Here is a 20,934-nt window from a genome sequence, read left to right on the forward strand (position 1 = left end):
TGTCTCACACTCCTGTCGTGGGCGCGACGCGTCTGCGCTGGTCCGCGAAGAGGTCGATCTCGGGTCCGGTGAGCACGCCGGGGCGGGCTTCCCCGTGGTGGGGGCGCAGGCGCGCGAACACCGCGTCGGGGGTGGCGAGGGCCTTCTCCAGCAGGCCGAGGAAGGTGTCGCGTACTCCTTCGGCGACGTACCGGTCGTAGGGGGCGGTGGCGTAGCCGACGGTGCCGGTGAAGTCCTCGCCGGAGTCCTCCAGCACCACCGTGAGGTCCAGGGCGGCGGCCCGTGTGGGCAGGGCCAGGGAGGACACCGGCTGGCGTCTGCCCTCCACCCGGGGCGGGGTGTTGAGCATGACGAACCCGACCTGCACCAGCGGGTTGCCCGTGCGGTCGGAGGCGCCCAGGGACGAGGCCAGCTGTCCCAGGGTGACGTCCGCGTGCCGGAGCAGTTCGCGGAACTCCGCGCGGGTGTCACGGCAGGCCTCGGTGACGGTCCGGCCGGGAGGGGTCTCGCAGCGCAGGGGCACCGTGTTGACGAAGAACCCGGCGGTCCGGTCCAGCCGGGGGTCGGGGCGGTTGACCAGGATGGTGCCCAGCAGGAAGCGGCGTTCGCCGCTCCACCGCCGTACGACCTCCTGGAAGACGGTCAGGAACAGGACGTAGGGGGTGACGCGCAGTTCCCGGGCGCGTTGCCGTACGAGGTCGCCGAGCCGCCGGTCCAGTGGGAAGGAGAACTCCTCGCCGCCGCCCCCGGCGTCTTCGGGGACGGGGGTGGGCGCTCCCAGCCGCAGCACCCCGGGCAGTCCCCGCAGTTGTTCCGCCCGCGCGGCGACCCGGTCCTGGTGGGCGCGGGTGGCGTGTACGCGCCGTTCCCAGTGGGCGAAGTCGGCGTACTGCAACTCGGGCCGGTCCACGCCGGGTGGCGTTCCGGCTCGCAGGTTGTCGTACGCGGTCCACAGCTCGTCGAGCAGGAGGGCCAGGGACCAGCCGTCCACGGCGATGTGGTGCAGGCAGACCAACAGCAGGTCGCCCTCGGGGAGTCCGCGCCAGACCGCGATCCGCAGTGGCGGCGCCTCCTCCAGGCGGAAGGGTCGGGCCGCCTCCGCGCGGGCCTGTGCCCGGGCCCGTTCGGCCGCGTCCGGCTCACCGGACAGGTCGGTCCAGCGCACGGCCACGGTGGTGGGCCCGTCGATGACCTGGACCGGTCCGCCGTCCCGTTCGGGGTAGTGGGTCCGCAGGATCTCGTGGCGTGCCACCAGGTCCTCCACCGCCCGCTGGAAGGCGGTACGGTCCAGCCTTTCCCGGCAGGGCAGCACCAGGGGCACGTGGTAGGCGGTCGAGTCGGGGTGGGCGCGGTGCAGGAACCACAGGCCCTCCTGCGCGCTGGACAGTTCGGCCTCGGTGGCCTCCCGGCGTACGAGTGTGGGGGGCGCCGGGTTGCCCGTGGTCATCGTCCGCCGCCCGTGGCGTCGGCCACCGGGTCGCCGAGTTCGGCGAGGGTCTCGGCGAAGATGAGGTCGGCGGGGTTGACGTCGGCGTCGCACCGGGATCTGAGCCGTGAGGTGGCCTGGAGGGCGAGGATCGAGTTGCCGCCCAGTTCCAGGAAGTTGTCGTGCGGGCTGACCCGGTCCACCTCCAGCAGTTCGGCCAGCACCGTCAACAGTTCCCCCAGTACGCCGTCCGGTGCGCCGTGCGGAGCCTCCGCGCCTTCCGGGGCGTTGTCGGGGGCGGCCTCCGGTGGGAGCTGCCCGTCCACCATCGCCAGCAGCCGCGCCCGGTCGGTCTTGCCGTTGGTGGTGAGGGGCATCTCGGGTACGACCAGGAAGCGGTGGGGCACCATGTAGCCGGGCAGGTGCTCGGCCAGCAGCTTGGCCAGACGGGGGGTGAGGTCGTCCGCGTCCTCGGGGGCGGCCGGCCGGACGAAGGCCACGAGGGTGCCGCCCGCCGCCTCCCCGAGCTTCTCCACGGCCGCCGCCGACACCAGGCCGGTGGCGGTCAGTGCGAGTTCGACCTCCTCCAGCTCGACCCGGAAGCCCCTGAGTTTCACCTGCCGGTCGGCGCGGCCCACGAACTCCAGGTCTCCGGTGGTCAGGGTGCGCACCAGGTCGCCGCTGCGGTAGGCGCGTTGGCCCCCGGGGAGCTGGACGAAGCGTTCGTCCGTCAGGCCCGGGGCGCCCAGGTAGCCGGTCGCGAGTTGGGGGCCGGATATGTACAGCTCACCGGTGGCGCCGGGGGCCACCTCACGTCGCTGGTCGTCCAGGACATGCACCCGCGTTTGCTGTACGGGAGGGCCGAGGGGCACCCGGGTACGGCCGGCGAGGTTGTCGGGGGTGCAGGTGAAGGCGGTGGCGAAGGTGGTGGTCTCGGTGGGCCCGTAGACGTGCACCAGCCGTCGCGGGGGGCTGGCCAGCACGCTCCGCACCCGCTCGATGTCCAGGGCCTCGCCGCCGACCAACAGGTTGTCCAGCGTCTGGAAGGCGCCCGGGGCCTCGCGGGCGATGCCGTCGAACAGCGCGGTGGTGAGGAACACGGTGCCCACCGACCGGTCGCGCAGCAGGTCGACCCACTGGGTGACGGAGAGGTCCACGACATCCGGGAGCACCACGACCGTGGCTCCCGCGACCAGGGTGTTCCACACCTCGAAGGTGGTGGCGTCGAACGCGGGGTTGGCCAGGGCGGCCACCCGGTCCCCGGGCCGTACCTCGCAGTACCGGGGGGAGTCGGTGAACGAGCGCACCGCGCCGTGGGTGATCACCACTCCCTTGGGGCGCCCGGTGGAGCCGGAGGTGTAGGCCACGTACAGCGGGGTGTCCGCCTCGGTCGCCCCCTTGATCGCGGCCACGTCCGGGACCGCTCCCCCGGGAGCCTGGGTCGGGACGGTGACACGGGGAAGGCCGGAGGGGAGCGTCACCCACTCCTCGTCGGTCACCACCGCGGTCGGCAGTGCCTCGTCCGTGATGAGTGCCAGCCGGGTGGCCGGCGCCTGGGAATCCAGCGGTACGTACGCGGCGCCCAGCCGGGCCACCCCGAGCAGGGCGACCACCAGCCGGGCGGAGCGGCGGAGCGCCACCGCGACCCGGTCCCCCGGTCCCACTCCCCGCGCGGCCAGTGCCGCCGCCAACCACCCCGACCGCTCCCAGAGCTGCTGGTAGCTCAGGGGCGTACCGTCCTCGTCCACCACGGCGGGCTGGGAGGGTCGTCGATCGGCGTGCTCGGCAAGAATCCGGTGCACGGGAAGAAAGGACGCGCTGCCACCTGGAACCACGGCTCCCCCTCTGAGTGCTCTCAGCCGCCGATCAGACTCGCTGATTATTCTCATCACAGTCGCCGAAACATGGTCAACGGATCCTTTGCGACCAGAATTTCAAAGTCGCCGAAATGTCATGGAATTCGCTACTGATTGCCAGCTCAGACCCCGGCCTCCCTACCGGAACGGTCACCTCACGATGCGACAGCGAACCCTCACATTCCGGGACAGGTTCCGAGACAGCGAGGGTGTCCGCCGCACTCCCTCCGTGATCCTTCCGCCGCTCACCCCGGGTGCGGCACGCTGGGAAACGCCGCCGGACCGCGCGCTGTCGCTGACGCCCGCCGCCACCGGGGAGAGGAACGGCACTGGGCCCCTCCCCCAGCGGGGCGTCACGAGGAGTCCGGCACCCGCCCCGTCGGCGGCACCCCCGCCCCCCGCAGCGGCGGGGCGCCTCCTCGGCCTGCCGTCGCGGCGCCCTCCGGCTCGGTGCGGCCACCGGACACCCCGGTCACCCCTCCGGCACGTGTGCCGTCAGCCCTTCCGCAGCGCGGCCAGGGTGCGCTCCAGGTCGTCGGCCTCGGGCTGGTTGTGCGGGAGCCTGCCCAACAGGTGGGCCAGACCGCAGGTGTCGGTCAGCGCGGAGAACACCAGTCCCCCGCCGATCGCTGCGGACAGCAGCCGTGCCCGGGGCCGGCGCGCGCCCAGGGCGAGTCCGACGAGGACGAGGGAACCGGCGGTGAAGCGGACCTGCCGCTCCATGGACCACCCGGCCGAGCCGGTCAGACTCCGTACCGGACGCCCCTCCCGCACCCACCCGTCGGTGCCGCCGGCCAGGGACAGGGCGGGGACGCCCTCAACGGCCAGGCGGCGTACGGCTGTTGAGGAACGCGCACCGGAGGCGCAGACCAGCAGCAGTTCGCCGTCGGAGCCCGCCGCCCGCAGGGAGGGCAGCGCGACCGGCAGGTGGTCGAGGGGCACGTTGTGGGCGCCGGGCAGGTGGCCGGAGGCGTACTCGCCGGGGGTGCGTACGTCGACCACCGTGTACCGGGCGAGGTCGTCGGCCACCTGGTCGGGCACCCGTTCGGTGGGCTCGCTCATGGGGAAACGCCCCTTCCTCGGTAGGGCTGGCGGGGCGGTCATCGTAGCCAGGGCCCCGGCGGGCCCGGTAACGGCCCGAATGGTCTCCCCGGGGTTCCGTTTGTTGCCCGTTTTCCTTCCCCGGATGGGCCCCGACGTGCGGTTTTGGGCCCAGAAGGCGGGCCCACGGGCCCTGTCACTAGGACCACCACCGTCGCTACCGTCCCCTTTCCAGAGGGTTTCGCCCTCCTCCCCTCCCTTTCTTGGTGACCGAAAGCACGTCGAGGTGACAACAGATGAGACGCAGCGAACGCGAGCGCCGCGCCCGGTGGGCGAGCGCCGGCCAGGGCACGATCGAGTACGTCGGACTGCTGGGAATCATCGTCCTCATCGTCGGCGCGCTGGTGGGCACCACGGTGTGGGACCGCATCGCCAAGGCAGAGGAGCGGGAGGTCTGCCGCGTCGTGGAGGAGGGCAAGGGCGACTGCGGCAAGGGCAGCGGTGAGAACTCCGACGACTCCCACGCCCAGGGCGGCACGTCCGGGGGCTCCTCGGACACTCCGGCCGACGACGACACCGACGGCGACGACGAGGACAGGTCCGACGGCGACTCGGAGAAGGAGGTCGGCAACGCCCTGCCCAGCGTCTGCTTCGAGCCTCGTGAGCGTTCCTCCAACTCCAAGGTGTCGGTGCCCGGTTCCGGCGTGAAGGGCAACATCGCCGCCTGGGGCTACAACCAGTTGGTCAACTTCATCATCGACAAGATCAACAACGAGAAGAACAAGGAGAAGCGGGTCAAGCAGGCCCTGGACGACCTGACCTACTGCCTGCCCGACTACAACATCGTCATCGCCAAGCCGCACGAGGGGAACCTCCAGCAGATGGACGGTGCGGCCATGATCAGAACGGTGAAGATCAGCGGCGACACCTACCGCTTCTACGCGTTCAAGACCGGCAAGTTCGTCTGGGACGAGGACGCCGACCTGGGCTGGAAGAACCGGGCGTTCCACGGTTCGTTCGACGTGAGCGAAGACCGCCGTACCGTCACCTTCAACGAGCCATCGCGTCCCAAGCGGAAGAAGGACTGGAAGCCCGGCGACGAGGGCTGCCAGATCGAGGGGCAGGAGCCACCGGACCGGAACCGCTACTACAACACCTACTCTCCGCTGGACAACGAGGGTTCGGCCGCCAAGGTCCGCCAGCTGGTGAACGACATGCGCCGCTGCTACCCCGACTACAACGTGGTGGCCATGCACTCCGAGCAGTCCTCGCACTGGGTCGAGGAGCCGGACGAGTTCGTCCACAAAGGCAGGTACCGGCTGAACTCCACCGAGTACCACGACGACGAGAAGGGCGACGACATCGAGTCCGGGCGCGCGGTCTTCGACGTCTACGTCTTCGACAAGGGCAAGTTCAGCAACGACGGTGACGGCGGCTACATCAACTGGGCCTGGTACGGGGACTTCGAGCGCGACGACATGGAGGTCTCCTTCGAGCAGCCCGAACCCGCCGACCTCGACGCCGACCCCACCGGCAACGGCTCGGAGTCGGTGAACTTCAACGACGAGTCGCCCAAGTACACCGAGGGCACCTACCCGGGCACCGACTACGACGGCAAGGTTCCCGGCGACAAGGGGGATCTGCACAAGTCGCTGGTCGACGAGTACAGCAAGAGCTTCCCGGACAAGAACATCATCGCGGTGAAGTCCTTCAACGACATGCAGTTCTCCGGGATCTCCGGCTTCGAGCACCTCGCCGAGGTGGACGGGGTGAACGTCTTCGCCATCGACGACGGCACCATCACCAACGCCGGCGACGGCGGCTGGCAGAACTGGGGCTTCAAGGGACAGTACGACTACGACCAGGACGAGAAGACGGTGACCTTCAAGGGCAAGTGAGCCCCGGCGTGGGCCCGTTCCCCACCCCGGTTCCGGGGTGGGGAACGGGCCCACGGGCAGGATCAACGGTCACCTCCACCGCTTCCCCGCGTTCGAGAGCGGCGCGTACGACGTCAGCGACCACCGCCCCACCGGCACCTTCAACGGCCCCCGGGCCCCGGCCTCCGGCGAAAGGAGGACGGGAAGCCCGGCGACGAGGGGCCCGGACGCGTCCGTACACGTCAGTCAGCCCGGTCCTCCGCGCCGCCGCCCCGGACGACACGGCCGGTCCAGGTCCCCGGTTCGGTGTGCTCCCAGGTCACCTCGACCTCGATACCGTGGAACTCGCGGGCGATCTCCACCAGTCGCGACGTCGCCGCCTCCCGGGCGGCCTCGGCGTCGGCCCGTTCCCCGGGGAGACGTCCGCACAACCGGGCACCGTCCTCGGTGACGACACTGTGCCGCCACCCCTCCGGGGTCGCCATGAGCACGACGCTCCTCGGAGGGCCGTGGGGCGGTCGCCACCCACCGTCCGACATCACACCGCCTTCCCCGGTCCCGTGGAGCGGGACCGTCCCCCCGGGCGGACGCCACACGCCTCCGCCCGTCCCTGGCCCAACACCCGTCCCCGGCCCGGCCCTTCGGACCTGCCGCTTCCCGTTCCCGGGGTCAGTCCGGGGCCCAGCCCAGAGCGGGCGCCAGACGGTACCGGATGTCGGTGAGGATCTGCTCGTAGTCCGGCTCCTCGAAGGTGAACGGCAGGGCGAAGGCCACCTCGTCGACCTCGCGGAACGCGGCGTGGGCGCGCAGGCGTTCGGCGATCCGTTCCGAGGGGCCGACCAGGTCGGGGGCGAACAGCAGCCGGGCCGGCCCCTGTGGCCCGGTCGTACGGGGCAGCCGTTCGGCCGCGTACTCCTCGTACCGGGCGCGCTGTCGCGCGTCGGCGGAGTCGGTGGGGACCACCACCAGTCCCTGGGAGACCCGGGCGGCCTCGCCGTCGGGGTGGGCCGCCCGGAACGCCCGGATGTGGGACAGCTGGATGGTGGCGAAGTCCCCAGGCTCGCCCTCGTCCCCGGCCCCCTCCGACGGTGGCTCGGCCTTCACCACGCTGCTGGTGAGGAGGTTCATCGCGTTCTCCCCCGCCCAGCGGGCCGAACGCAGGCTCCCGCCCCCGTACCACACCCGCCGGCGCAGGCCGGGAGAGTGCGGCTGCACCCGGCGGGAGTAGCTCTCGATGCCCTCGGTGCCCTGGAAGGCGGTGACCGGCTCCCCGGTGACGTACCGCAACAGGCGCCGTACGCGTGCGTAGCCGAAGTCCTCCGCGCCGGAGCTGTCCGGGTAGAGCGCGTCCCGGACCCCCTCGTAGTGGGTGGGAGGACCGGTGCTGAGGCCGGGGTTGAACCGGCCCCCGGACAGCACGTCGACGGTGGACCAGTCCTCGGCCAGACGCAGCGGGTTCTCCCACCCCAGCGGGGTGACGGCGGTCCCCAGCTCGATGCGGCTGGTGCGCTGGGTGGCCGCCGCCAGGACGGCGACCGGTGAGGCGATGCCGTACTGGAGGTGGCGGTGGCGTACCCAGGCGCTGTCGTAGCCGAGCCTCTCCCCCAGTTCGATCAGGCGCAGGGTGGTCTCGTGTCCCCGGGCGGGGTCGTCCTCGTCGAACAACCCGATGGTGAGGAACCCGAGCCTTCGCAGTGGTCTGTCCGCCATCGCCACCCGCCTCCTGCCGGTACGCGGTACGGGCCCTCCCGGGCCCGGGGGTACGGTCTCCACGATCACTCGGCCGGGGGCCAACGGCCGGCGTCCAGCCCGCTGTTCACGAGACCGCAACACTGTTCCCACCATGCGGGACGGAGGCGGGGCGATCTCGACACACGGGGCCGAGCGCGGTACATCTCCTGCCATGAACCTCGCCCTGGGAACCCGTCGCGGTCCACGTGCCCCGCGCAACGTCGCGGTCCTCGCCCTCCTGCTCGCCGTCACCGCGGCCTGCGCGCCGCAGTCCGAGGAGGGGTCCTCCGGCAAGGAGGGCAAGGCCGACGGCAAGGGCTGTGCCCGGGGCTCGCTGGACACCGAGACCCGGGGCAAGCTGACCGTGGCCACCGACAAGCCGGCGTACGAACCGTGGTTCAAGGACAACAAGCCCGCAGGCGGCAAGGGCTTCGAGTCCGCGACGGCCTACGCCGTGGCGAAGCAACTCGGCTACGGCAGGTCGGACGTGGTGTGGCGGACCGTCCCGTTCAACAAGGCCTTCGCCCCCGGTGAGAAGAACTTCGACTTCGACATCAACCAGGTGTCGGTCAGCGACGAACGCAGGAAGGCCGTGGACTTCTCCAAGGGCTACTACGACGTGCGCCAGGCCGTCGTCGCCCTCAGGAAGTCGTCGGCGGCGAAGGCCAAGAGCGTCGCCGATCTGAAGAAGGCCAAGCTCGGCGCCCAGGTCGGCACCACCAGCCTGGACGTGATCAACGACGTGGTGCGCCCCGAGCGACCGGCCGCCGCCTTTGCCAAGAACGACCAGGCCAAGTCGGCCCTGAAGAACGGCCAGGTCGACGCCATCGTGGTCGACCTGCCCACGGCGTTCTACATCACCGGGGCCGAGGTGACCGACGCCAGGATCGTCGGCCAGTTCGCCGACCGGGGCAGCGAGCCCGAACAGTTCGGCCTGGTCCTCGACAAGGGCAGTTCGCTCACCTCCTGCGTCTCGAAGGCCGTGGACACCCTTCGCCGGGACGGCACCCTGGCGAAGCTGGAGAAGCGGTGGCTGTCGGACGCCGTCGACGCCCCGGTGCTGAAGTGACCGTCGTACGGAAGACCGGCCCCGGCGGTCCCGACGAGGACGGATACGTCCCCTCCGAGCGGCGTCTGGCCCGCGAGAGGTACCGGCGCGCCCGCACTCGCCGGGCCACCGCGATCGCCGCGCTCTCCTCGCTGGTGACCGCCGTGGTGCTCTACCTGGTCGTGGTCAACGCCCCCGGCTGGCCCCGTACCAGGGAGACCTTCTTCGACTGGGGCTACGCCCGGGAGGCGCTGCCGCAGGTACTGGACGGGCTGTGGCTGAACGTCCGACTGCTGCTGGTCTGCGGGGCCGCCGTACTGGTCCTCGGGATGCTGATCGCCGTCGCCCGGACACTGCCCGGGCCGGTGTTCTTCCCGCTGCGGGCCCTGGCCGCCGCGTACACCGACTTCTTCCGGGGACTGCCCCTGATCATCAACCTGATGATCGTCGTCCTGGGGGTTCCCGCGCTGCGCCTCCAGGGGATCACGGTGGACCCCGTACTGCTCGGGGGCACCGCGCTCACCCTCACCTACTCCGCCTACGTCGCCGAGGTGTTCCGCGCCGGCATCGAGTCCGTGCACCCCTCGCAGCGCGCGGCGGCCCGCTCCCTGGGCCTGACCAACCGTCAGGCGCTCCGGCACGTGGTGCTCCCCCAGGCGGTCAGGCGCCAGGTGCCCCCGCTCCTCAACGACCTGGTCTCCCTCCAGAAGGACACCGGGCTGGTGTCCATCGGGGGCGCGGTCGACGCGGTACGCGCGGCGGACATCATCGTCGGCCGCAGCCTCAACTACACCCCCTACATCGTGGCCGGGCTCCTGTTCGTCGCGCTCACCATCCCCATGACCCGCTTCACCGACTGGGTCACCGCGCGCATGGACCGGCGTCGGGCCCAGGGAGGCCTGCTGTGAACAGTCTGAGCAAGGACCCCGGCGGGACCGGCGACCCGGTGCTGCGGATGGAGTCGGTCCGCAAGACCTTCGGCCCCAACGTGGTGTTGCGCGACGTGGACCTGGAGGTCGCCTCGCACACGGTCACCGCGCTCATCGGCGCCTCGGGCTCCGGCAAGTCCACCCTGCTGCGCTGCGCCAACCTCCTGGAGGAGATCGACGACGGCGCCATCTGGCTGGACGGCGAGGAGATCACCGACCCGCGCGTCGACCAGGACGCGGTGCGCCGGCGTATCGGTGTGGTGTTCCAGGCCTACAACCTCTTCCCCCACATGACCGTGCTGGAGAACGTCACCCTCGCCCCGCGCCGGGTGCACGGCGTCCCCCGGGCGGAGGCGGAGGAGCGGGCGCGGGAGTTGCTGGACCGGCTGGGGCTCGGTGACAAGGCCCGCGAGTACCCCGACCGGTTGAGCGGCGGGCAACAGCAACGGGCGGCGATCGTACGGGCGTTGGCGGTACGGCCCCGGCTGCTGTTGCTGGACGAGGTCACCGCCGCCCTGGACCCCGAACTCGTCGGGGAGGTCCTTGAGGTCGTCAGCGACCTCAAGGAGCAGGGTATGACGATGGTGCTGGCCACCCACGAGATGGCCTTCGCCCGGGACGTCGCCGACCAGGTGTGCTTCCTGGAGGGCGGCGTGGTCCTGGAACGCGGGCCCGCCCGGCAGGTGTTGGGCGAGCCCCGGCACGAGCGCACCCGCCGCTTCCTCCGTCGGGTGACGGACGCCGGCCGCCTCTGACCCCGGAGCAGCCCCGGACCCGGGGGTGGGAAGGCGCTCCCCCGGGTCCGGGGCTGCTCCGGTACTGGCAGGTCCGCCTCGTACCGGTGACCGGTGGCACCCCGAGGGACGGGCGGGCCGAGGTGTACGGGACGTTCACCGAGGAACCGTCGAGGCCAGCCGGAACGGTTCCTGTTCCCGGAGGACGCGGACCGGGGCCTGGCCCGCCCTGCGGCGGACAGCACAAGCCCGGGTGCGCGCTCCAGATGCGCACCGTGCGAGGTGTCGGACTGCTCTGGTCGGGCTCGCTCGCGATGCGGTTGCCGCTGGTCGAGCACCTGGCCGCGCGACTCCGCGTCAAGGGCCCTCAAGGGGTGCGCCGTACGACCACGCGCCGGAAGTCCGGTGCGCGTGCCGCCGGCTCAGACACCGCGGCCCGAACCCACCCGGCCGCTCCCGCTTCACCCTCGACGCCGACCGCCAGGCACCCCGCGACCTCCGCGTGACCACGCCGGAGCCGGACGAGGACGATCAGGACATGTTCGTCCAGACTCCGCGGCGCGCTGATCCGGCCGTCGTGGAACCGGTCCGCAGGGGTCGGCGTCCTTCCACGAGTCCGTGAGATCAACTTCGCCGAAGGGCGCATCCATGACCGGTACGGCCGCCCGTCACCTCTACCTCGCCCGGCACGGCGAGGCGTCGCCGGACGAGAGTGGACTGACGGATACGGGCCGCCGCCAGGCCGCCCTGCTGGGAAAGCGGCTGCGCGAGATCCCCCTGGCGGCGATCCACCACGGCCCTCTCACCCGTGCCGAACAGACCGCCCGGGTGGTTGCTGAACAGCTCGGTGACGTTCCCTGTCACCGTTCCGAAGCCGCTGGCGACTACGTCCCCTACCTGCCCACACGCGAGGAACTGCCGCCGGAGGCAGCGGACTCCTGGATCGGGTTCCTCCACCAGTTCACGGCCGGGGAACGCGAGCGGGGTCCCGGGCTCGCGGCGGCGGCACTCGCGGAGTTCACCGGACCCGTCGCCGAGGACGAACCACGGCACGAACTGGTCGTGACCCACAACTTCCTCGTCGGTTGGCTGATCCGAGCCGCCCTGGACGCGCCGAAGTGGCGCTGGTTGGGCATCAACCACGCCAACGCGGCGCTGACCGTCATCCGCTACGCACCCGACCGTCCCCCGGCGCTCCTCCTCTTCAACGACACCGGCCACCTCCCCGCCCAGCTCCGCTGGACCGGCTTCCCACCGGAACTCCACGTCTGAGGTCTGGGGATGAGTGGCCCGTCTCCTGGGATCGGGCTCTCGGCAAACGCGCTGATCAGGCATGACGCATCGCGCGGTGAGGGCGGGCGCTCCTCCGGGCGTGGGTCGGCGTCGTACGACACTCTGGACTGGGCCCGGCAGGACGCGCGGGACACCTGCCCCTCGCGGTTACGGCGGGGCTCGATCAGCGGGCCCACGACCGCACCGGTGGCCCCGGCCCCGCCGGGTCAGGCCCACGGAGCCGACCGCCGGGCCCAGGGCCCGGCGCTACCTCACCTGGGCGCCCATCTCGCTCTCCCGACGGGAGGCGGAGCCGGGGAAGTCGTCGGGCTCGTAGGAGTGGGCCTCCTTCTCGGGCCACGCGCCGTCCCGATGAGGGAGGATCCACAGCGCGCCGACATGGTCCCCGGTGTTCGGCGCGCCCACGACCAGTTCGGCCCGGTCGTCGCCGTCGAGGTCGCCGAGGCGTACCGCGCCCGCGAACTGGTTGCCCAGGGTCGTGCCGTCCTCCTCGGTCATCTGCGGGGCGGAGTCCGGCTCCTCGACCCGACGGGCGCCCCGTCCGGTCAGCCCTTCGGAGCCGCCGCGCAGTACGGTGACGCTGCTCGGGCTCTTGTCCAGGAGCGACATGGGCGTACCGACCGCCACGTCGGCGTGGCCGTCGCCGTCGACGTCGCCGGCGGCCAGGGCGGAGCCGAAGGTCTGGGTCTTCCCGCCCGGCACTCCGGGGCTGTTCTGGTCGATCGTGGTGCGCCGGTCCGGGTCGGGGCCGTCCTTCGCGCCGTGGAAGACCTCGACCGGGCCCGACGGGGCGCTGTCGGGGGCGACGCCCTTCGGGTAGCGGCGCAAGACGAGGTCCGTGTAGCCGTCCTTGTCGACGTCGCCGGTGGTGGCCGTCTCGATACCCGGCAACCGCTCGGTGTCGGGAGGGCGGAAGCCGTCGGGGCCACCGGCCAGGTAGCTGCCACGTACCTGTCCCCCGCCCACACCGTCGTCCTCGGTGGTGTGCGAGGTGACCAGGTCGTCGGCTCCGTCACCGTTGAGGTCGCCCGCGTACGCCCCCTCCAGTTCGAGCTTCTCCCCCACCGAGGGGAAGGGGTTGGGCACCTCGTCAGTGCCGGCCGGCTCGCCCCGGCGACTGAACGGGCCCTTCAGCAGCTTCTGCCGGGCGCCGCCGACGACCAGGTCACTGTGCCCGTCACCGTCGAAGTCCCCGGCGACCACGGGAGCGTTCTCGTTGGGGTCCGGGTAGCCCTTCGGCGTCCGGCTCAGCGAGGTGCCGTGTTTCAGCCCCTCCTTCGATCCCCACAGCACCGTCAGTCCGGGGCGCCGTTCGTCGTCCCCGGTCGACTCCACCGAGGCGACGAGGTCCGTGTAGCCGTCCCCGTCCAGGTCACGGGCGGTGTGGTACTCACCGAAGGACGACGACCTGTTGTCCTTTCCGGGTACGCCCGGGGAGTCGAGGGTCAGACGGTCCCGACGCCCGAAGTCGCCCCCACCTCCCTTGCCCTTGCCGTCTCCGGCACGTGATCCGTAGACCACGAACACCGCACCGCCGTACCTCGCGGTGGCGTAGGTGTCCGGCACCCCGTCGTTGTCGAAGTCCGGCAACGGCTCCGTGCTCGCCGGGCCGTTCACCGCCCGGTGGCGTGGCCTGGGGGCCTCGTCCTCGTCCGCCTCGCCGAAGGTCCGCCAGGCGAAGGCGGCGGCCCCCACCACCACGAGGGTCGCCACCGCCGCGACAGCGAGGCGCCCCGGGGTACGCCACGGCCTGGCGCCACCGGCCGTACCCGGCGCGTCCGCACCGTCCGGCGAGGGGACCGGCCCCCTCAACTCGGTCGTGCCACCGGGGGGTTCGGGTTCAGGGGTGTCCTCAGACCGCTTCACGAGGGCTCCTCCCATGGATCGCGTACCGGTTTCCGTGAGGGACGCGCCATGATCCGCCCCTCGTTCCTGGGCCGACGTGCCGTTTCGGTGCCCATCCGGTGCCCGCCCGGAGACCGGCACGGTCGCGGTCCCTCCCCCGTCCGAAGAGGCGGCGCGCCGGGGCCCGTTGGCGGCCGGGAGGGTCCTCCCCGAGGTCGACCGGCTCGACGGCCGGGGCGTGGAGACGGTCGTCGGGGTGGGGAGTCCGCGTCAGAGGTCTTGACACCCCGTATGGTCTGGACCAATGTGTGCGCGTCTCCTCTTCCCCCACCGCTGGAGGTCGTCGTGCCGAACCGCCCCGCTTCCCCCCGCCGCCGCAGATCATGGCTCCGTACGGCGGTCGTGCCCACCGCCCTCGCCCTCACCGGACTCCTCACCGCGCAGGCCATGGCCGCCCCGGGAGGTGAGGGCTCCCCACCCGCCGCGAAGGCGCTCCCCGAGCACGCCCTGGTGGGCTACCTGCACAGCAGCTTCGCCAACGGTTCCGGCTACACCAAGCTCGCCGACGTACCCGAGGACTGGGACGTCATCGACCTCGCCTTCGGCGAGCCCACCTCCGCCACCTCCGGCGACATCCAGTTCAGCCTGTGTCCGAAGGAGGAGTGCCCGGAGGTCGAGTCCGAGGAGGAGTTCAAGGCCTCGGTCAAGGAGAAGCAGGAACAGGGGAAGAAGGTCCTGCTGTCCATCGGAGGCCAGAACGGCCAGGTGCAGCTGACCACCGAGAAGGCGCGGGACACCTTCGTCTCCTCGGTCTCCTCGATCATCGACGAGTACGGGCTCGACGGCCTCGACATCGACTTCGAGGGCAACTCCCTGTCCCTGGACGAGGGGGACGCCGACTTCAAGAAGCCCACCACACCGGTGATCGTCAACCTGATCTCGGCCGTGAAGTCGCTCAAGGAGAAGTACGGCGAGGACTTCGCCCTCACCATGGCGCCCGAGACCTTCTTCGTCCAGCTCGGGTACCAGCGCTACGGCCCCGGCTCCTCCCAGGGCGACCCCCGAGCGGGCGCCTACCTGCCCGTCATCCACGCGCTGCGGGACGACCTGACCCTGCTGCACGTCCAGGACTACAACTCCGGCCCGATCATGGGGCTGGACGACCAGTACCACCAGATGGGCACCGCCGACTTCCACATCGCCATGACCGACATGCTGTTGACCGGCTTCCCGGTGGGCGGCGACGCGGACAACGTCTTCCCCGCCCTCCCGCCGGAGAAGGTGTCCATCGGTCTGCCCGCCACCACCGAGGCCGGCAACGGCCACACCCCGCCGGCCGAGGTGAACAAGGCGCTGGACTGCCTGACCAAGGGCAGCGACTGCGGCTCGTACGAGCCGCACGGCACCTGGCCCGAACTCCGGGGCCTGATGGCCTGGTCCATCAACTGGGACCTGTTCAACGGCGGGGAGTTCTCCAAGAACTTCGGTGACTACTTCGGCGGCTGACCTCTCCCCACGGGGTGCCGGTGCCGACGGTCGGTGCCGGCACCCCGTACGTGTCCCGCCCCCCTGCTCGACCGCTCGTCCGACGGTGGCCCAGCAGACCGAGGTGACCGTGAGAGGCCAGGTCAACCGGTGTGCCCTCCGGCTGTCCGGCCGTCGGGTGACCTCGCCGGCTCCCCGTGGTGCGGCACCACACGGGGATGCCGGCACTCGATAGGGGGACACTCGTGGTGCCTTCCGCACGGGTCCGGGCATACTCTTGTTGAGTCACCCGCAACAACGTTTCGCCACAAGGGGGTTGAGGAGATGCGTCGGTACCTGCGCAACACCACCGACTGCGACCACTGCTCCGAGCCCACCGAGAATCCGGTACTGGTCGCGGTCCGGGAACACGCCTCCGCCCACTCCGGTTCGACCCACTACTGCCTGCCCTGTGCGCGCGGCTACCTCGCCGCCGCGCCCCTCCCCCGGCGGGAGCGGCTCCATGTGGAGGAGGCGGTACGGGAGGCCGAGGCCCAGCACGCGAGCCAGGCCACCCCCCGCCCCCAACTGCGCCTGGTCCGGGGCCCCGAGGGGAAGGCGTAGCCGCGCACCGTCCGGTGCGTACGGCCCTCCTCCCCCTCAGGTCGGGACGGTCCACGGCTCCTCGGGTCGCAGGAACCGTGGACCGCGCCGCGCCTGCCCGACCTCAGGCCGCCTCGGACGCCAGCCGCTCGACCACCAGCTCAGTCAGCGCACTGGGCGTGGGGCAGTCGTAGAGCACGTCGGCGGGCCACTCCACCCCGGTCAGGGTGGTCAGGTGGTCCCGGAGTTCCAGGGCGGTGACCGAGGTCAGACCCAGGTCGAAGAACTCCTCCTCGGCGTCCAGCGCCTCGGCCGAGTCGTAGCCCAGGACGGCCGCCGCGAGTGTGCGGACCCCGTTCAGCACGGCCTCCGGCCACTGTGACCGGGGCAGCCCGGCCAGCACCGACCGCAACTCCGGCTGCTCCCCGACCGACTCGCCGTTCCCCGTGTCGTCGTCAGCCGGGGGGCCGTCAACTCCCACCGGTTCCGGGGTGGTTGGCGGCCCGCCGCACTCTCCGAGCGCCTCCTCGTCCTTCTCCGGTGTGGCCGGTTCACCCACCCGCGAGGGGTCCACCAGCCGTACCACCGGCTCCTCCGACGCCAGGGCACGCCACAGTCCGACCACCGCGCTCCGGCTCCACTCCCCCGCACCCTTCCAATGCCGCCCACCCCGGGTCGGCAAGGTTTCCGCAAGGTGGACGCAAGCAATCCGCCCGGCCCCCGGGGCAACCCCTGACCGACAACGGCCGACAGACGGACACAGGGGAGGTCGGGGTGAGAGTGACGCGAGCGTACGGGGAACCCACGGGGGACGGCGGCACGGTGCCGTACCGCGTATCGACCGGGCGCCGGGGCGACGACGGTCGCCGCCGCGAGAGGGCGCGGCACGGCAGTGGTGCGGGCGGTGGTCGCTGATGGTCGGGGTGGAGTGGATGAACGGGCCGGTGGGGCTGGGCGCCAGGAGCCGGGTGCTGCGACCGGACTGCCGGACGGTGCTGGTCGTCGTACCGTTCCTGGTCGCCGGGATACGGCTGATGGACGTGCTGAGACTGCTGGAGTCGGACCACCGGGTGATGGTGGTCTTCACCGTGGCGCCGGCCTCCAACGGCGCGATCTGCCACGGCCCGGAGGAGTTCGTACGAGCACGGGGCGGCCTCCTGCTGCCCTGGCACCAGGCGGTCCAGTGCGAGTTCGACCTGGTACTGGCCGCCAGTGAGACGGCGGTCGAGCAACTGCACGGCAGGCTGATGCTGTTGCCGCACGGAGCGAACGCGCTCCCCTCCCGGCTGCGCGCCCGCAGCGCGGGACCGGGGGCCAGCCCGACCCACCGGCTGGATCGCGGAACGCTGATCCACCGGGGCCGGCTGCTCCCCGCCGCGCTCCCCCTGACCCACGAGGACGAACTGACCCTGCTGCGTTCCTCCTGCCCGGAGGCGGTCGGGGTGTCCCTGGTGGCCGGGGACGTCTGCTTCGACCGGCTGATGGTCAGCACCCCCTGGCGGGAGCGCTACCGTCGGGCACTCGGGGTCCGCCCGGACCAGCGTCTGGTGGTGGTGACCTCCACCTGGCAGCCCCAGTCCGCACTGGGGCGCCACCCCGACCTCCTGGAGTGGTTGCTGGACCAGTTACCGTCCGGGTCCCACCGGGTGGCCGCGGTGCTGCACCCCAACATCTGGGGGGTGACCGGCACCTGGCAGGTGCGGACCTGGATGGCCGACTGCCTCCGGCAGGGGCTGTTGTTGCTGCCTCCCGAGGAGGGGTGGCGAGCCGCCCTGGTGGCGGCTGACGTGGTGGTGGGCGACCACGGGTCGGTCACCAGCTACGGGGCGGCCCTGGGCCGGCCGGTTCTGCTGCCCTCCCGCCCGGAGGCCTCGTTCCTGCGGCCCGGCAGCCTGGCCGAGAGCGTCAGCCGGGAGGCCTTTCCGCTACGGTTCGACCTTCCGCCCGCGCCGCAGATCGACCAGGCGGTTCGACGGCGTCCCCCCGGGCAGCGGGACCGCATCGCCTCCCTCGTGACCTCCCGACCGGGCCGTTCGGCACGCATCCTGCGGCGCGCCATGTACCGGTTGCTGGAGCTGCCCGAACCCACCCGGCCTCCGGTACACGCCCCGGTACCCCCACCGACGCCCCTACGGCCGCCGGACGAGCCTCCCCGTCAGGAGCCGGCATGACCCGCCCGCCCTGTGCCCACGCACCGTTGGGCCGCCTGACGACCCCGCAACCGGCAGGAGCGGTCACCCTCCTCCGCTGCGACCACCACAGCGGAGGAGGGCTGACGGTCTGGACCTGGGGCCCCCACCCCCGGCCGGGGTGCCCCTGCCGGTGGGGGGAACGGTTTTTGGTGGCGGAGGACCACGGGCCACGGAACCGCTGGCAGTTGGCCGACGTGGCCCGGCTCGCACCCCGACGGACGGTCGACCAGGCGGTCACCCTGGCCGACACCTGGCTGGCGGCGGCCCCCGGCTGCGCCCTGGTCACGGTTCCCGTGCGGGGGTGGGCGACGGTGTTCCGCACCCGTGACGAGGGGGCGCTGGCCCTGCACGCGCGGGGGCGGCCGAGGGAGTGCGGACTGTGCGTCCACCCGTGGCTGGCCCAGGGGCACCGCCTGCGCGGACTCGCCCAACGAGCCGGGTTCGGGGGTGAGTCGCGGGTGAGCTGAGGTCAGGGCGAGGCGGGTGGAGGCTCGGGGCACCGGGCCTCCACCCTCTCCAGGGCGGCGTTCACCCGGCCCAGGCGTTTGGCGCCCACCCGCTCGTAGTGGGAGCGGGACCGCCGGAGCAGGTCACGGGCGGTGGGCCAGTCCTCCAGCGCCGCCGTGGCCTCGCCCCACACCATCAGGGCCTGGGCCCGGTCCTGGTCGGAGCCCACGGTGGCCAGTTCCTCCCAGGCCTCCCGCGCCACCGCTACGCCCTGCCGGGGGCGGCCGGATCGGGTCAGGGCGTCGGCCAGCCACACCATGGTCATGGCGGTGACCCGTTGGTCGTCCAGCGAGGCGGCCAGGTCGCGGCTCCGGGTGAACTGCTCGATGGCCTCCTCCACCCGGCCCATCTCGACCATGGCCTGTCCCAGTCGACGTCGGCTGAGCGCCTCCGCGCGTGGGTGGTCTCCGCGACCTTCCAGGACCAGCGCCCGACGCAGCACCCCGATCGCCTCCTCGGGACGGCCCCTGAGGCGGTGCGCCATGCCGACCAGGTTGAGCCCCTCGGCCTCCCTCTGCTCGTGACCGGCTCTACGCGCGGCGGCCACCGCCATCCTCCCCTGGCGCAGGGCCTCCTCGGCCCGGCCGAGGTTGTGGTGAGCGAAGCCCAGGCACCGGTGCATCCGGGAACGGGCCTCGTCGTCGGCGAGGCGCGTGGCGGAGGCGACCCCCAGTTCGTAGGTGGTGAGCCAGTCGTGGAAGTGCTTGCGGAGGAGGAACAGTGACCACAGGGCCTCGGCCAGTCGGCACACCAACAGGTCGAACCCCTCGACCTGGCCGGCCCTCAACACCGCCATCAGCTGGGGCAGTTCACTCTCCAGCGCCTCCAGGGCCGCCTCGGGGCTGGCGAACACCGGGCGGGACCGCTGACCGCGCGGTTCCGGGTACAACCGCCGGTCCAGAGGGGTCACCACCCGGTCGGCCACCGTGGCCCAGGACAGGTGGTGCTCCAACAGCCGGTGCACGACCAGCCGTTCCACCTCGGTCCCGTCCTCGGCCTGCGCCCGTTGACGGGCGTGGAGCCGGACCAGTTCGTGGAAGCGGTACCGGCCGGGCCCGACCGCCACCAGAAGGCTGGCGTCGACCAGCCCCTCCACCCAGCCGGCCGTCTCCTCCACCGAACTCTCCAGCACCGCGGCGGCGTCCCCCACCGAGAGGTCGGGGCCCGGATGGCATCCGAGCCACCGGTAGGCGCGCGCCGCGCCTGGGGACAGGCTGTCGTAGGAGAGGTCGAAGACGCTCACCACGGTGACCTCCTCCACCGCCAGGGCGCGTAACCGCCGCTGCTCGTCCTTCAGTTCGCCGACGATGCGGGCGACCGGCCACTCGGGGTGGGCGACCAGTCGGGCCCCGGCGATGGACAACGCCAGGGGCAGGCCCGCGCACAGCCCCACCAGGCCGGACACCGCGTCCGCCTCGTCCCGGGCTCGCTGGCCGCCCAGCGCGCGGGCCAGCAGTTTCTTCCCCTCCGGCTCGGGCAGAGGGGAGACCGGTATGAACGCGGCTCCGTCCATCGCCAGTCCGCCCAGCCGCCACCGGGTGGTCACCACCACGGTGCTCGCCGCTGAGGAGGGCAGGACGGCCCGTACCTGGGCGGCGGAGACGGCGTTGTCCAGCAGCAGGGCGATCCGCCGACCAGCCGTCAGCGAACGGAAGAGCGCGGCGGCCTCCCGGAGTTCCACCGGAACCCGATCCCCCTCGACGCCCAGCCCCCGCAACAGGCCGCCCAGCACGGCATCGGGCGGGAGGGGTTCGCCCCCGGGAGTCGACGTCAGGTCGGCGGAGAGCTGGCCGTCGGGATGACGGTCGGCCACCTCGTGCAGCCACCGCAGGGCCAGCGCGGTCTTGCCCACTCCCCCGGGCCCCCACAGCACCACCACTCTCGGACCGCGCTCCTCGCCGTCCCGGGGGGCGATCAGCTCGTGCAGGAGCCGCAGTTCGTTCTCGCGTCCGGTGAAGTGCGCGGGTACGGGCGGGAGTTGACGCGGGACACCCGGCGTGGTGCCGTCGCCCTGGTGGAAGTGGACTCCTCCGCTGATGGAACGGGCCTGCACGGTGGGCCCGTGGACCGTGGCGGAGCCGTCGACACTGTTGTGGGTGACCTGTGGCGACTCCGCGTGGCGCCGTAGCCACTCCCCGAGCGCGTCCGCCCAGCGGAGGTCGGTGGTGGTGTGCCGCGCCAGCATCCCCGACAGGTGCAGCAGCGAGGGCAGGGGCGCGTCGGGGTTTCCGGCCTCCCGCCATCGTCGTGCCAACTCCTCGTGGAGCAGGTCGTGTTCACGCAACAGACGGTCCAGTGTCCGACCGGCCGGTGAGCGGGACAGGGGCCGGTGGGCAATCATGGCCGATAACAGTGCGGCGGCCACGTCGTCTTCGCGCACCAGAGGTC

17 protein-coding genes are annotated in these 20,934 nt (G+C 72.0%); 9 read left to right on the forward strand and 8 right to left on the reverse strand.

Annotated features, from left to right (window positions below):
- Positions 1 to 4 precede the first annotated feature (4 nt).
- The 3 genes from ABZT14_RS14540 to ABZT14_RS14550 all read right to left on the reverse strand — a co-directional run bounded on the left by ABZT14_RS14540 (position 5) and on the right by ABZT14_RS14550 (position 4,344).
- Positions 5 to 1,447 (reverse strand): condensation domain-containing protein, encoded by a 1,443-nt coding sequence (locus ABZT14_RS14540; protein WP_356301442.1) that lies wholly within the window; start codon positions 1,445 to 1,447, stop codon positions 5 to 7.
- Entirely contained in the window at positions 1,444 to 3,228 is a 1,785-nt protein-coding gene (locus tag ABZT14_RS14545; protein WP_356301445.1) for a non-ribosomal peptide synthetase, read from the reverse strand. The genes ABZT14_RS14540 and ABZT14_RS14545 overlap by 4 nt, the downstream gene beginning before the upstream one ends.
- Positions 3,229 to 3,777: 549 nt before the next feature.
- A complete protein-coding gene (locus ABZT14_RS14550) occupies positions 3,778 to 4,344 on the reverse strand; it encodes a rhodanese-like domain-containing protein (protein WP_356301448.1) in 567 nt (188 codons plus the stop codon).
- Positions 4,345 to 4,619: 275 nt separating this feature from the next.
- On the opposite strand from ABZT14_RS14550, the gene ABZT14_RS14555 reads away from it, so the two are divergent.
- Positions 4,620 to 6,221 (forward strand): hypothetical protein, encoded by a 1,602-nt coding sequence (locus tag ABZT14_RS14555; protein WP_356301451.1) that lies wholly within the window; start codon positions 4,620 to 4,622, stop codon positions 6,219 to 6,221.
- Between the two features lie 221 nt (positions 6,222 to 6,442).
- On the opposite strand, the gene ABZT14_RS14560 is transcribed toward ABZT14_RS14555, so the two are convergent.
- Together ABZT14_RS14560 and ABZT14_RS14565 are read right to left on the reverse strand one after the other, a co-directional pair.
- A complete protein-coding gene (locus ABZT14_RS14560; RefSeq protein WP_356301454.1) occupies positions 6,443 to 6,685 on the reverse strand; it encodes a hypothetical protein in 243 nt (80 codons plus the stop codon).
- A 184-nt stretch (positions 6,686 to 6,869) separates the two neighbouring features.
- Complete coding sequence (locus ABZT14_RS14565) at positions 6,870 to 7,910, reverse strand: LLM class flavin-dependent oxidoreductase (protein WP_356301456.1); 1,041 nt, start codon at positions 7,908 to 7,910, stop codon at positions 6,870 to 6,872.
- A 193-nt stretch (positions 7,911 to 8,103) separates the two neighbouring features.
- Here ABZT14_RS14565 and ABZT14_RS14570 point away from each other — a divergent pair, with 193 nt between their 5' ends.
- From ABZT14_RS14570 to ABZT14_RS14585, 4 genes are all read left to right on the forward strand, one after another.
- Positions 8,104 to 9,000, forward strand: coding sequence for an ABC transporter substrate-binding protein (locus ABZT14_RS14570; RefSeq protein WP_356301459.1), 897 nt, complete (start codon positions 8,104 to 8,106; stop codon positions 8,998 to 9,000).
- The gene (locus ABZT14_RS14575) at positions 8,997 to 9,887 is read left to right on the forward strand and encodes an amino acid ABC transporter permease (RefSeq protein ID WP_356301462.1); all 891 of its coding nucleotides are present in this window, start codon (positions 8,997 to 8,999) and stop codon (positions 9,885 to 9,887) included. The genes ABZT14_RS14570 and ABZT14_RS14575 overlap by 4 nt, the downstream gene beginning before the upstream one ends.
- A 47-nt stretch (positions 9,888 to 9,934) precedes the next feature.
- Positions 9,935 to 10,663 (forward strand): amino acid ABC transporter ATP-binding protein, encoded by a 729-nt coding sequence (locus ABZT14_RS14580; RefSeq protein ID WP_356302231.1) that lies wholly within the window; start codon positions 9,935 to 9,937, stop codon positions 10,661 to 10,663.
- A gap of 627 nt (positions 10,664 to 11,290) precedes the next feature.
- Complete coding sequence (locus ABZT14_RS14585; RefSeq protein WP_356301465.1) at positions 11,291 to 11,914, forward strand: histidine phosphatase family protein; 624 nt, start codon at positions 11,291 to 11,293, stop codon at positions 11,912 to 11,914.
- A 267-nt stretch (positions 11,915 to 12,181) separates the two neighbouring features.
- Here ABZT14_RS14585 and ABZT14_RS14590 read toward each other — a convergent pair whose 3' ends face one another.
- Entirely contained in the window at positions 12,182 to 13,648 is a 1,467-nt protein-coding gene (locus tag ABZT14_RS14590) for an FG-GAP and VCBS repeat-containing protein (protein ID WP_356301468.1), read from the reverse strand.
- Positions 13,649 to 14,125: 477 nt separating this feature from the next.
- On the opposite strand from ABZT14_RS14590, the gene ABZT14_RS14595 reads away from it, so the two are divergent.
- A complete protein-coding gene (locus ABZT14_RS14595; RefSeq protein WP_356301471.1) occupies positions 14,126 to 15,286 on the forward strand; it encodes a chitinase in 1,161 nt (386 codons plus the stop codon).
- 303 nt (positions 15,287 to 15,589) lie between these two features.
- Positions 15,590 to 15,868 (forward strand): hypothetical protein, encoded by a 279-nt coding sequence (locus ABZT14_RS14600; RefSeq protein ID WP_356301474.1) that lies wholly within the window; start codon positions 15,590 to 15,592, stop codon positions 15,866 to 15,868.
- A 103-nt stretch (positions 15,869 to 15,971) separates the two neighbouring features.
- Here the strand turns inward: ABZT14_RS14600 and ABZT14_RS14605 are convergent, their stop codons facing one another.
- Positions 15,972 to 16,472 (reverse strand): acyl carrier protein, encoded by a 501-nt coding sequence (locus ABZT14_RS14605; protein WP_356301477.1) that lies wholly within the window; start codon positions 16,470 to 16,472, stop codon positions 15,972 to 15,974.
- Positions 16,473 to 16,779: 307 nt separating this feature from the next.
- On the opposite strand from ABZT14_RS14605, the gene ABZT14_RS14610 reads away from it, so the two are divergent.
- Together ABZT14_RS14610 and ABZT14_RS14615 are read left to right on the forward strand one after the other, a co-directional pair.
- A complete protein-coding gene (locus tag ABZT14_RS14610) occupies positions 16,780 to 18,018 on the forward strand; it encodes a hypothetical protein (protein ID WP_356301481.1) in 1,239 nt (412 codons plus the stop codon).
- 170 nt (positions 18,019 to 18,188) lie between these two features.
- Positions 18,189 to 18,506 (forward strand): hypothetical protein, encoded by a 318-nt coding sequence (locus ABZT14_RS14615; RefSeq protein ID WP_356301483.1) that lies wholly within the window; start codon positions 18,189 to 18,191, stop codon positions 18,504 to 18,506.
- Positions 18,507 to 18,508: 2 nt separating this feature from the next.
- Here the strand turns inward: ABZT14_RS14615 and ABZT14_RS14620 are convergent, their stop codons facing one another.
- Positions 18,509 to 20,926, reverse strand: coding sequence for an NB-ARC domain-containing protein (locus ABZT14_RS14620; RefSeq protein WP_356301486.1), 2,418 nt, complete (start codon positions 20,924 to 20,926; stop codon positions 18,509 to 18,511).
- Between the last annotated feature and the right edge of the window lie 8 nt (positions 20,927 to 20,934).

The organism is Streptomyces sp. NPDC005438, from assembly GCF_040606315.1.
In the GTDB taxonomy this organism is placed as follows: domain Bacteria; phylum Actinomycetota; class Actinomycetes; order Streptomycetales; family Streptomycetaceae; genus Streptomyces.